Annotated in this window: 12 protein-coding genes; 9 read left to right on the top strand and 3 right to left on the bottom strand. The window is 35.1% G+C overall.

Annotation, left to right across the window (positions count from 1 at the left end):
• Positions 1–12 precede the first annotated feature (12 nt).
• The 3 genes from ACZ1JT_RS03800 to ACZ1JT_RS03790 all read left to right on the top strand — a co-directional run bounded on the left by ACZ1JT_RS03800 (position 13) and on the right by ACZ1JT_RS03790 (position 3,254).
• Complete coding sequence (locus ACZ1JT_RS03800) at positions 13–2,289, top strand: M1 family metallopeptidase (RefSeq protein WP_465094835.1); 2,277 nt, start codon at positions 13–15, stop codon at positions 2,287–2,289.
• A 105-nt stretch (positions 2,290–2,394) separates the two neighbouring features.
• Positions 2,395–2,685 (top strand): Sec-independent protein translocase subunit TatA/TatB, encoded by a 291-nt coding sequence (locus ACZ1JT_RS03795; protein WP_465094834.1) that lies wholly within the window; start codon positions 2,395–2,397, stop codon positions 2,683–2,685.
• 2 nt (positions 2,686–2,687) lie between these two features.
• Positions 2,688–3,254, top strand: a complete 567-nt coding sequence (locus ACZ1JT_RS03790; protein ID WP_465094833.1) for a phosphatase PAP2 family protein — start codon at positions 2,688–2,690, stop codon at positions 3,252–3,254.
• 30 nt (positions 3,255–3,284) lie between these two features.
• On the opposite strand, the gene ACZ1JT_RS03785 is transcribed toward ACZ1JT_RS03790, so the two are convergent.
• Entirely contained in the window at positions 3,285–3,926 is a 642-nt protein-coding gene (locus tag ACZ1JT_RS03785) for an O-methyltransferase (RefSeq protein ID WP_465094832.1), read from the bottom strand.
• A gap of 69 nt (positions 3,927–3,995) precedes the next feature.
• Between ACZ1JT_RS03785 and rlmN the strand changes: the two genes are divergently transcribed.
• From rlmN to dnaG, 6 genes are all read left to right on the top strand, one after another.
• A complete protein-coding gene (gene rlmN, locus ACZ1JT_RS03780) occupies positions 3,996–5,039 on the top strand; it encodes a dual-specificity RNA methyltransferase RlmN (protein WP_465094831.1) in 1,044 nt (347 codons plus the stop codon).
• Positions 5,040–5,159: 120 nt separating this feature from the next.
• Positions 5,160–6,140 carry a polyprenyl synthetase family protein gene (locus ACZ1JT_RS03775; RefSeq protein WP_465094830.1) on the top strand — a complete coding sequence of 327 codons (981 nt, stop codon included), beginning with the start codon at positions 5,160–5,162 and terminating at the stop codon, positions 6,138–6,140.
• Between the two features lie 121 nt (positions 6,141–6,261).
• Positions 6,262–6,822, top strand: a complete 561-nt coding sequence (locus ACZ1JT_RS03770) for an RNA polymerase sigma factor (RefSeq protein ID WP_465094829.1) — start codon at positions 6,262–6,264, stop codon at positions 6,820–6,822.
• The gene (locus ACZ1JT_RS03765) at positions 6,809–7,543 is read left to right on the top strand and encodes a hypothetical protein (protein ID WP_465094828.1); all 735 of its coding nucleotides are present in this window, start codon (positions 6,809–6,811) and stop codon (positions 7,541–7,543) included. The genes ACZ1JT_RS03770 and ACZ1JT_RS03765 overlap by 14 nt, the downstream gene beginning before the upstream one ends.
• Positions 7,544–7,568: 25 nt before the next feature.
• Positions 7,569–9,167 carry a hypothetical protein gene (locus tag ACZ1JT_RS03760; protein WP_465094827.1) on the top strand — a complete coding sequence of 533 codons (1,599 nt, stop codon included), beginning with the start codon at positions 7,569–7,571 and terminating at the stop codon, positions 9,165–9,167.
• Between the two features lie 103 nt (positions 9,168–9,270).
• Entirely contained in the window at positions 9,271–11,247 is a 1,977-nt protein-coding gene (gene dnaG, locus ACZ1JT_RS03755) for a DNA primase (protein WP_465094826.1), read from the top strand.
• Here dnaG and ACZ1JT_RS03750 read toward each other — a convergent pair.
• Both ACZ1JT_RS03750 and nadE read right to left on the bottom strand, forming a co-directional pair.
• On the bottom strand, positions 11,244–11,873 hold the full coding sequence (locus ACZ1JT_RS03750) for a LuxR C-terminal-related transcriptional regulator (protein WP_465094825.1): 630 nt from the start codon (positions 11,871–11,873) through the stop codon (positions 11,244–11,246). The genes dnaG and ACZ1JT_RS03750 overlap by 4 nt on opposite strands.
• A 77-nt stretch (positions 11,874–11,950) precedes the next feature.
• Complete coding sequence (nadE, locus tag ACZ1JT_RS03745; RefSeq protein ID WP_465094824.1) at positions 11,951–12,757, bottom strand: NAD(+) synthase; 807 nt, start codon at positions 12,755–12,757, stop codon at positions 11,951–11,953.
• Positions 12,758–12,760: the final 3 nt, after the last annotated feature.

The raw sequence follows: 12,760 nt of genomic DNA, 5'->3' as shown, positions 1-12,760 counted from the left end.
AAAAATAGAAATATGAAAAAGTCTGTATCTGTATTTTCTTTAGTGGCTTTGGCTATGCCAATGTTGGCTTTAGCACAAGAATCAAATACAACAGAAAAAAAACGTGAACCTGGTCATTACGATACTAATAAATTTAGTCAAATGTATCGTGAAATGGCAACTCCTAATTCGTATCGTACGGCTTCGGGAGCTCCTGGTCCTGCATATTATCAGCAACAAGCCGATTATAAAATTGATGTTGAATTGGATGATAAAAATACAAAACTGTATGGTACAGAAACGGTAACATATACCAATAATGCACCCGAATCGTTAACGTATCTTTGGGTTCAACTGGATCAAAATCAGAAAAAAAGAAACGGGCAATCCGATTTGGTACAAAACCAACGTATGGATGCCGCCTTATCTGCAGGAGGTTTTACCAAACGATTTATGGAGCAAGGGTTTGACGGTGGTTTCAATATAGAGTATGTTAAAGATGCTAAAGGAACACCGATGTCCTACACAATTAACCAAACCATGATGCGTATCGATTTGGATAAACCTTTAAATAAAGGTGAAAAAGTGTCTTTTTCGATAAAATGGTGGTACAACATCAACAATTATATGGTTGATGGAGGTCGTTCGGGTTACGAACATTTTGATAAAGATGGAAACAATTTATATGTAATTGCACAATTCTATCCAAGAATGGCTGTTTATAACGATGTTGAAGGATGGCAAAATATGCAATTTTGGGGCTCAGGGGAGTTTGCCTTACCTTTTGGAAATTTTGAAGTAAATATTACTGTTCCTGCCGATCACGTCATGGAAGGAACCGGAGTATTGCAAAATAGAAATGAAGTTTATACCGCAGAGCAAGTTAAAAGATATCAATTGGCTGAAAAAACGTATGATAAGCCTGTTGTAATTGTTACACAAGCTGAAGCTGAGGCGGCATCTAAAGGTTTTGCTACCAATAAAAAAACATGGAAATTTAAAGCTACTAATGTACGTGATTTTGGATTTTCAACGTCTAGAAAATTCATTTATGACGCAATGGCTGTGAAATTAGCGAACGGAAATTCGGTTATGGCATTGTCATGCTATCCTCCAGAAGCGAATCCGCTTTGGGGTGAATATTCAACACGGGTTGTGGCGCATACTTTAAAAAGTTATTCGAGTTATACTTTCGATTATCCTTATCCTAAAGCAGTTTCTATTTCTGCAGAAGATCAAGGTATGGAATATCCTATGATTTGCTGGAATTATGGACGTCCTGATGAGAAAGGGTTTATTAGTGACCGTGTGAAATATGGTATGATGGGAGTAATTATTCATGAAGTTGGACATAACTTTTTTCCAATGATAGTGAATTCCGATGAGCGTCAATGGACATGGATGGATGAAGGCTTGAATACGTTTTTAGAATATCTTACCGAACAAAGTTGGGATAAAAATTTCCCATCAAGTAGAGGCCCTGCAGCTAAAATTGTTCCTTATATGAGCGGTGATCAAAAATATTTGGAGCCAATCATGACCAATTCAGAGCAGATATACAATTTTGGAGCTAATGGTTACTCGAAGCCAGCAACAGGATTAAATATATTACGTGAAACTATTATGGGACACGATTTATTTGATCATGCTTTTAGAACGTATGCTCAGCGTTGGAAATTCAAACACCCAACTCCAGAGGATTTCTTTAGGACTATGGAAGATGCTTCGGCTGTAGATTTAGATTGGTTCTGGAGAGGCTGGTTCTATTCTACTGATTATGTTGATATTGGAATTAAAGAGGTAAAACAATATTTTGTTTCGGAAAATCCAACTAAAAAAGTGACAGAACAATTTAACAGAAGAGGTAGAAAAATTAGTGACGGTCAACCAATGGTATATATGGTCTCTGAAGGTTCTGAAGACTATAAGAGCACCATGAAAAAGCCTCTTGAAATCAAAGATGTAAAAGTGTTAAACGAGTATATGGCAAAATTAACGCTTAATGAAAAGAAAGATTTTAAAATGCCTCGTTACTTTTATGAAGTTGAATTCGATAAACCGGGTGGTATGATGATGCCAATTATTGTAGAATTACAATTTGAAGACGGTACAACCGAAAATTATAACTTCCCAGTTCAAATTTGGCGCAAAGGGAATGATACGGCAAAACGTGTTTTTGCAACCGACAAACCCATCAAAAAGATTCAGTTAGATCCTAAGTTGGAAACTGCCGATATCGATGTAACCAATAACATGTGGCCAAAAGAAGAAGTAAAATCAAAATTTGACGAATTGTCTCAAGGAAAATAAAAAAGAAAGACCATCTAAAAAGGATGGTCTTTTTGGTTTTTGATAACACTATCCTATCGAAAACTTTGTAACTTTGTGACTTTACAATTAGTAAATTAGTAAATTATGTTTGGAATTGGAGGAGGGGAAATTTTTCTCATTATTTTAGCCGCTTTGATGATGTTCGGGTCAAAAAACATCCCAGAAATTGCTCGAACGCTGGGGAAGGGTATGGCTCAGCTTAAAAATGCAACGAACGATATTAAAAATGAAATTCAAAAAAGTGCCGAAATGAACGATTTGAAGGAACTAAACACAATGGGCCAAATCGATTTAACTTCGGAAATTAATAGAGAAATAGAAAAGGCCAAAGATGATATAGATGATCTAACCGGTCCAATTAAAAGACAAATGTAGTTTTGGATAAAATAATTGATTTAGATAAGCAGCTTTTAGTTTTTTTAAACGGGTTAGGTTCAGAACAATATGATGGTTTATGGCTTTTCATAACCAAACAATTGCATTGGACTCCTTTTTTTCTAGTAATTTTTTACCTTTTGTATAAGAAATTGGGATGGAAACATTTACTGTTAGTTGTAGTTTCAATTGCAGTAATGATTCTTTTCACCGATCAGTTTACTAATCTTATTAAGAATAATGTTCAGCGTTTACGACCTTGCAAGGACGATGAGCTTAAAGATATTATTCGAATTGTAAAATGCAGCGATACGTTTAGCTATTTTTCAGGACATGCAACCAATTCTATGGCAGCTACTGTATTTGTATTTGCAATTCTTAAAAAGTATTTCCGATTTGCCTTTTTACTTTTTTTGTTCCCTTTGATTTTTGCGTACAGCAGAATTTATTTAGGATTACATTTTCCAAGTGATATTCTCTCAGGATATTTGTTTGGTGCAATAGCGGGTTATGGGTTTTCAAAAATATACAATCATTACAGGGCGAAATATTTTCCTGATAGCATATAAAAAAATCCCGATTTAGAAATCGGGATTTTTTTATAAAACTCGGCTCATTGTTAAACCATCTCGTATAGGTAATAAAACGGTTTCTACCCTCGAATCGTTTTTTAATATTTCGTTGTATTCCAGTAAAACTTTTGTGCTTTTGTCGTTGGCTTTCACTTCTTCCAAAACTTTCCCACTCCATAAAACATTGTCCGATAAAATTAATCCACCTTGGTTCATCATCGGTACTATCATATTGAAGTAATTGATGTAATTTTCTTTGTCGGCATCAATAAATACCAAATCAAACTTTTTATTTAAACTCGGAATAATTTCTAAAGCATTACCTAAGTGTTGGTGAATTTGAGTTGCCCAAGGTGATGCATCGAAATATTTGCGCTGAAAATCATATAATTCTTCGTTATTGTCAATGGTGTCTAACGTGCCTTTTTCGGTTAATCCTTCGGCCAAACACAAAGCAGCATAACCCGTATAGGTTCCTATTTCAAGTATGGATGTAGGTCGCGTTAGTTTAGAAATCATACTCAAAAAACGTCCTTGAAAATGACCGCTTAACATTCTGGGTTGCAATATTTTTTGGTGCGTTTCTTTGTTGAGTCGTGCTAATAATTCTGGTTCGTTTTCCGAATGAACGGCTACATAATCTTCTAAAGCTTCCGATATAAAGTGCATAATCTTGTTTTTTACAAATTTACAAATAACGCAACAATCAAATTCATAAAATGTAAGTAACTTTGCGCCATGCAAACGGAGAAAAAAGATATTAGAGCGTTAACCAAAGAGCAACTTCGCGATTTTTTTGTGGCTAACGGAGACAAAGCTTTTAGAGGAAACCAGGTTTATGAATGGTTGTGGAGCAAACGTGCTCATAAATTTGAGGATATGACCAACATATCCAAACATACTCGAGATATGCTAGAAGCAAATTTTGTAATCAATCACATTAAGGTTGATACAATGCAAAGAAGTTCCGATGGAACCGTGAAAAACGCAGTTCGTTTGCATGACGATTTAATTGTGGAATCTGTTTTAATACCCACAGAAACCAGAACAACGGCTTGTGTATCCAGTCAGGTTGGTTGTAGCTTAGATTGCAATTTTTGTGCTACGGCAAGGTTAAAACGAATGCGTAATTTAAATCCGGATGAAATTTACGATCAGGTTGCTGCCATCGATAGTGAAAGTCGTTTGTATTACAATCGTCCATTATCCAATATCGTTTTTATGGGAATGGGAGAGCCATTAATGAACTATCCCAATGTAATGAAAGCGATTGACAAGATTACATCCCCAGAAGGATTAGGAATGTCTCCCAAACGAATTACGGTATCAACGTCTGGAGTGTCAAAGATGATTAAAAAAATGGCCGATGATGAGGTAAAGTTTAAATTGGCTGTTTCGCTTCATTCGGCAATCGAAGAAATTCGTAACGAAATAATGCCGTTTACCCAAAGTTTTCCGCTAACCGAATTGCGTGAGGCTTTAGAGTATTGGTATAAAAAAACAAAGAGTAAAGTTACATACGAGTATGTGGTTTGGAAAGGAATAAACGATGATAAGAAATCGATTGATGCCTTGGTTAAATTTTGCAAATACGTACCCTGTAAGGTTAATTTAATTGAGTATAACCCAATTGACGATGGTCAATTTCAGCAAGCATCTCCTAAAGCAATTGAAGAGTATATTATGGCTTTAGAGAAAAATGATATAGTGGTAAAAGTGCGAAGAAGCCGAGGAAAAGATATTGATGCGGCTTGTGGTCAGTTGGCTAATAAAGAAGCTTAATTTTTGCGCGAATTTCGTTATATTTGAAGCAGATGAAACTAGCCCCACTTACATATCGTTTAGCTGTTTTGGAAAAACACGAGTTCCATCTTATACGTTTGATAAATAGTATCTGATAAGATGAAAATCGTTGAACAAATAAAGCAGCCTATACTCGATGAGATGGAACTTTTTGAAAAAAAGTTTCGCGATTCAATGTCTTCCAAAGTAGCACTGCTTAATCGAATAACGCATTACATTGTAAATCGTAAAGGAAAACAAATGCGACCTATGTTTGTTTTTCTAACCGCTAAAATGGTTTCGGGCGGTTCGGTTAATGAAAGAACATTTCGTGGTGCGGCGGTAATTGAATTAATTCACACCGCAACTCTAGTTCACGATGATGTGGTCGATGATAGTAACAATCGTCGTGGTTTTTTCTCCATCAATGCCTTATGGAAAAACAAAATTGCAGTTTTAGTGGGTGATTTCCTGCTGTCTAAAGGATTGCTACTCTCTATAGATAATAACGATTTCGATTTATTAAAAATTATTTCCGTTGCTGTTCGTGAAATGAGCGAAGGCGAATTGCTTCAAATTGAGAAAGCACGGCGATTAGATATTACAGAAGATATTTACTACGAAATCATCCGTCAAAAAACGGCAACTTTAATTGCTGCTTGTTGTTCTTTAGGGGCTTGCGCTGTAAAACCGGAAGATGCCGAAGTAGTGGAACGTATGCGAAAATTTGGAGAGCTTATTGGTATGGCGTTCCAGATTAAAGATGATTTATTCGATTATACGGATGATGCTATCGGAAAACCAACGGGAATTGATATTAAAGAGCAAAAAATGACTTTGCCTTTAATATATGCGTTAAACAACTGTTCGGCTAAAGAAAAGAGTTGGGTAATCAATTCTGTAAAAAATCATAATAAAGACAAAAAACGAGTTCGCGAAGTGATTCAGTTCGTAAAAGATAAAAACGGACTGGGTTATGCGGAACAAAAAATGATTCAATTTCAGCAAGAAGCCTTGCAACTTATTCAAAACTTCCCCGACTCTACCTATAAAAATTCACTAATACTTATGGTGAATTATGTTATTGAAAGAAAAATTTAATTTTTTTTTCACCCTACATGCAACTATTTTTCAACTTCAATCGTCTATGCTAATAGAAGTCAGGTTCTGAAAGTACGTTCAATCTGAATTTCTAATACTCTAAGAAGTCTAAAGCTCTTAAATGAAAGTAATCAACTTACATCAAGACGAAAAAGAAATTATTCGGTTGGCTGTCGAAAATAACCGACATGCTCAGCAAAAAATATATTCTAAATTTTCGCCTAAAATGTTAAGCGTTTGCCGACAGTATATTAAAGATGTACAACAAGCGGAAGATGTTATGATTACTGCTTTTATGAAAGTTTTTGGGAATTTGAAATCTTTTGAACATAAAGGAAGTTTTGAAGGTTGGATTCGAAGAATAATGGTGAACGAATGCATATCGTTTTTAAGAGTGCAGAAGCATGTGAAATTCGCCGAAGACGAAACGTATTTTGAAGAACGATATAATAATGTGGAAAGTCAGTTTTCGGTTGAAGATATCCAATTTTTAATTGACAATCTACCAGATGGTTATCGAATGGTGTTTAACTTATATGCAATTGAAGGCTACAAACATCAGGAAATTGCAGAAATGCTTGGTATTAGTGAAGGAACTTCAAAATCACAATTGTCTCACGCACGTAAAATGCTCCAACATCAAATTTATAAACTAAAAAATTATGAGAATGGAACCGAATAATCTAGAAGAACAGTTCAAGAAAAAATTGAACGATAGAGAAATACAGCCTTCTCAAGCCGCATGGGATAGACTGGATGCCATGTTGTCGGTTGCCGAAAAACCAAAAAAGGAAACGGTTGCCTGGTATTACGTTGCAGCTTCATTGCTTTTTGTACTTGGCTTCGGTTTTTGGATGATAAATGCTAATCCGGAGCAGGTGATTTCTAATGAAAACAATGTTGTTACTACAGAAAAAGCACCTCAAGAAAAAACAATTGATGCTCAAGAGATAAATGAAAGTTCATTGCATACTAAAGGTTACGAAAACGAAAAGGTTGCTGCAATAGAAAATGGTACAACAGAAAAAAACCACAACGTGATTTCATACCCAAAAAACAATAATAAGGGTAAAAACATTGAAGTTTCAAACGAAAGTATAGCAGAAAACAAACAAAATAATAAAGAGCTAGAGGCTAAGAATACTAACGAGTTAAAATTTATTTCAGCCGAAAAATTATTAACCGCTGTAGAAGAAAACAAGCAAGAGCAAATCTCAATGCCAAGTTCCAAGAATCATAAAAGCACAGTTAAAGTTGATGCTAATTCTCTTTTGTCATCTGTAGAAACTGAAATCAGTGAGGAATATCGCGAAAGCACATTCGATAAATTAAAACGAAATTTTAACGAAGTAAAATCGGCTTTGGTTAATAGAAATTACGAACAATCATCAAATCAAAAATAAATCATCAGTTAAAAAACGAACAGTTATGCAAAAAATTATTTTTTACTCCGTAGTGGTGCTAGTAAGTTTCATAAGCAAACTTAATGCGCAAGAGACCGATTCTATTCATAAAGAGTCAACTTGGATTAATGAAGGAACAAAATCGGATAGGTATGTCATGGAAAGAGAAGAAAAACTTTTTACCGACCGGAAAGATGTGTATACCATTAAATCAGTTGCCAATGAAATTGCTGGTTTTGGAACCTTAATGCAACGAATTAATCCGGATGCTTATCGTGGAAAAATGGTAAAAATGAGTTGTTCTGTTAAAACCGAAAATGTTGAATCGTGGGCAGGACTATGGATGCGCGTGAATTTTTACGATAAAATTTTAGCTTTCGATAATATGCATCCAAGAGCTATAAAAGGGACTACCGATTGGACTAAATATGAAGTTGTGCTATTTATTCCTGCCGATGCATCTTTAATATCCTATGGCGTTTTATTGGATGGAACAGGGCAAATCTGGTTTGATAAAGTTAATATCGAAATTGTAGATGATTCGATAGTGGAAACGGGAGTTGTAAAAGGTAAAAACCAAAAACCAATTTCATTTGAAGAAAAAGCCAGAGCTATTGCCTCAGAGATTGAAAAAATCACAACAAATGAAAAAAACGAACTAAAGAAAGAGGTTGAAGCAATCGACAAGCAATTGGCAAATAAAGAAATTTCGAAAGAGCAAGCCAATGATAAAAAAATAAATGCTGCAACGCTACGTGCTAAAAATATCGAAACGAAAGTAGCACTACAAGAGCAAAAGTTGTCGCAATTGGTTAAAGATAAAGTAGATGGTAAGGTAGAATATGAAAAGACAAATAAACGTGGTGGTACTTCCATTGTTTTAGGGGGTTCAAGAGATTCAATTGGAGCTAATCGTACCGAAATTAATCTTGCGGCTATGAAGGTGTACAACGGGCAAGAAGATAAAATGAAACGTCTTTCTAAACGAACAACATCACAATTTGTTTTTGCTTTTGGGTTAAATAATGTGATTGCCGAAAAGGAAAGTTTAAACGATTCGAATTTTAGTGTTTGGGGTTCGCATTTTTATGAATGGGGATTAACGTATAACACGCGAATTTTTAAAAATTATAATTTATTGCACGCAAAATATGGTTTGTCGGTTATGTATAACAATTTACGACCAACGGATAATCGTTATTTTGTTAAGAACGATAATCAAACCGATTTGGTTGAAGGATTTACAAATTTCAACGAATCACGTTTCAGAAATGTATACTTAACTGCTCCGGTTCATTTGGAGTTCGATTTTACACCAAAGAAAACCGATAAAGATGGGAATACGTATTTTAGAACACACCAATCTTTTCGTTTAGGAATTGGAGGTTATGCCGGTGTAAAAGTAAAATCGAAGCAGATTTTAAAATATGAAGAAAACGACCAAAAAATCAAAGTAAAACAAAAAGGAGATTTTAATGTATCCGATTTTAACTACGGTTTAAGCTCATACATTGGTTACGGTCAGGTAAGTTTATACGCTAAATACGATTTGAATCCGTTGTTTAAAAACAATGCAATAGATCAAAATAATCTGTCTTTCGGGTTGCGTTTCGATTTTAATTAAATACGTTTAACATAATTAGAAAAGCCTATTCGTGTAAAGCGAATAGGTTTTTTGTTGAATTCAGGTTGCAAGTTGTATATTTGAACCTTACAAAACAAACATTTTGATTTCACAAAGCACCATAGAAACCGTATTTGAAACCGCCCGTGTTGAGGAGGTAATTGGTGATTTTGTGCAATTAAAACGTGCAGGTTCCAATCTAAAAGGCTTGAGTCCGTTTTCGAACGAGAAATCACCTTCCTTTATGGTCTCGCCTGTTAAGCAAATCTGGAAAGACTTCAGTTCCGGAAAAGGCGGTAATGCAGTTACTTTTTTGATGGAACACGAGCATTTTTCGTATCCGGAAGCTATTCGGTATTTGGCTAAAAAATACAATATCGAAATTGAAGAAACCGAGCAAACCGATGAGTCAAAAGCCGAAGCCAATGAAAAAGAAAGTATGTACTTGGTTTCAGAATTTGCTCGCAACTATTTCCATTCAAACTTGCTTAATACCGATGAAGGAAAAGCAATTGGATATTCCTACTTTAAAGAGCGCGGGTTTACCAAAGATACCATCGAGAAATTTGGATTAGGATATTCGCCTGAAGCTTGGGATGCTTTTACTATGGAAGCGCTCGGGAAAGGGTATAAATTGGAATATCTTGATAAAACGGGGCTTACAATTGTTAAAGATGATAAACAATTCGACCGTTTTAAAGGCCGTGTGATGTTTCCAATCCAGAGTATGTCGGGACGTGTTTTGGGATTTGGTGGTCGAATTCTAACCAATGATAAAAAGGCGGCTAAGTATGTCAACTCTCCCGAAAGTGAAATTTACCACAAGAGTAAAGTTTTGTACGGGATTTATCATGCAAAACAAGCCATTGCAAAGTTAGATAACTGTTTTTTGGTAGAAGGGTATACCGATGTGATTCAGTTGCACCAAGCTGGAATTGAAAATGTTGTGGCTTCTTCAGGTACTGCTTTAACACCAGACCAAATTCGTTTGGTAAACCGACTTACAAAAAATATTACGGTGCTTTTTGATGGTGATGCGGCTGGTTTGCGAGCGTCTATTCGAGGAATCGATTTAATTTTGGAAGAAGGTATGAATGTAAAAGTTTGTACGTTTCCAGATGGTGACGATCCCGATAGTTTTGCGAAGAAAACCCCGTATGATGAATTAGTGGCTTATCTTAATGATAATGCAATGGACTTTATTCAGTTCAAAGCATCGTTGTTGATGAAAGAAGCCAAAAACGACCCTATCAAGAAAGCCGAACTTATTCGGGATATGGTGGCCAGTATTTCCAAAATTCCAGATAAGATTAAAAGGGAAATTTATATTCAGGAATGTTCCCGAATTATGGATATTTCCGAAGATGTATTATTCAATACACTGGCGCAGCTTGTTCAGAAAGATATTCATGAAGCAGGTAAAAAACTTAAAACGGAGCAAAAAGCTTTTGAGGTTGTAAAGAATGAAAATTTACAATTGAACACTAAAATCGATGTGCTTTACGAATTGGAACGTAAAATAATCGAGATTTTGTTGTTATATGGAGCTACCGAAGAAGAATTTGAAGATGTGCTTTTGAAAACGAATGAGGACGGCGAAGTAGGTGAAGTAAAAGAAGTTAATCCGTATAAAGTATATCAGAGAATATATCTGAGTTTACAAGAAGATGAAGTGGAGTTGGCAAATCCAATGTTTCGCGCAATTTATAATGATTTGATAAATTATTTCCATCAAACTGAAACCTTCGAATTGGAACAGTATTTAATGCGATTGGAACCAGAATTAGCTCAGGAAGTTACACATATTTTAATGGAAGAAGAACGTGATTTGTTGCACAATTGGGAAGCGAAACAAATCATAGTAAAACAAAAAAACCAAACAATAAGTCAGTATGTTTCTGAAACGATACTAACATTACGTTGGTTTTTAGTGGATAAACTTATCGAAGAATTGAAAAACAGTTTGTCTACTGAAACAGATGCAGATAATTCCGAAACGCTTTCTATGGCAATGGAATATTACAAACTGATTAATTCATTCTCGTCTAAGTTAGGAAGGGTAATGTCACGATATCATTAAACCACTTCTAAAGCTTTTGCTTTGTTAACCAAATCTACAAGATTGGTTACGTGTAATTTTGTAAGTAATCTTAATTTATAAGTACTGATAGTTTTTTCGTTAAGGTTTAAAAGCTTGGCAATTTCTTTGTTTTTCTTACCGTCACTTAAATAGCGTAATACTTCAATTTCTCTAGAAGAAAGCTTGCGGTATAAACGATCGGATTTTTTTCCTTTGTTCAATAAAGCCAAATTTTTCTTCACAGCTTCGCTGAAAACAACACTTCCTTCGTTTACTTTTTTGATGGCATTCTCTAAATCTTCTAATCTTGAATTTTTGTGTACATACGCAGAAAAACCGGCCTTAATGGCATTTGGAGCATAAATTTGCTCGCCTAAATTGGTGAAAACTACAAAACGTGTATCGGAATATTCTTTAATTAAAGATTTTACTACATTGATGCTGGTTAATCCTTCCAATTCCAAATCCAAAACCACAACATCAACATCTTTTCTTTTTAGTAATTCATCTAAATCGTCTAAATTACTTACCACTCCTACAAAATTGACGCTAGAATTGTCTTTAAAATAGGATCTAACTCCGTGGTGTACCACTGGATGATTGTCGGCTAAACATACTCTTATCATTTCACGAAATTTTTAATAGTAATAGTCTGTAAAATTACTAAAAAAAATATAAATAACTGATAATCAATGAAAGAAATTTATTTCAAATCTTTAGGGATATGGCAAACAGGTATCGGATTCATTTTATGCTGATTTATAGTATTTAAGCGTTTGTATATTTTGAAAACTTCAAGATCGCGTCCTGTAAAATCGGCTTCTGTTTTGCCGTTTTCCAAAGCTTCCATAGCAATTTCCAATTCGTCGTAACTAGCGCCCAATTGATCCTCGTCGCTTCTGTCGTCACCAAAAAGGCCATCTGTTGGTTTTGCTTCCAAAATGCTTTGCGGTACACCAACAAATTTAGCGAGTAATCGAACTTCGCTTTTAACCAAATCGGCAATCGGACTAACATCTACACCGCCATCTCCGTATTTTGTAAAAAAGCCAACACCAAAATCTTCAACTTTATTACCGGTACCAGCAACTAAAGCACTGTTTAATCCGGCAAAATAATATAAAGTCGTCATGCGTAAACGAGCACGAGTATTAGCAAGAGTTAGATTCAAAACGGCTTCGTTTTCCGATGATGGTACTTCCGTTTTAAAAGTTTCAAATACTGGAGTTAAATCGGCTATTGTACTGGTTACGTTAGGGAAACGATGTTTGAGTTGCTTTATATGCTCTTCACCTCGCGATACTTGGGAATGATGTTGATGAATGGGCATTTCTACGCATAATGTAGGTAAGCCAGTTTGAGCACATAATGTTGAGGTTAATGCCGAATCGATTCCGCCAGATATTCCAACAACAAAACCTTTTACTTTTGCGTTAGTTGCATAATCTTTTAACCAATTTACAATATGAGTATTTATTTTGTCTGCTTGAAAAGAGTTGGAAGTTGCCATAAT

Source organism: Flavobacterium sp. IC2-16, from assembly GCF_055521455.1.
Note: the sequence above shows the minus strand (reverse complement) of the source record. Positions and strands in the feature narration are given on the sequence as shown.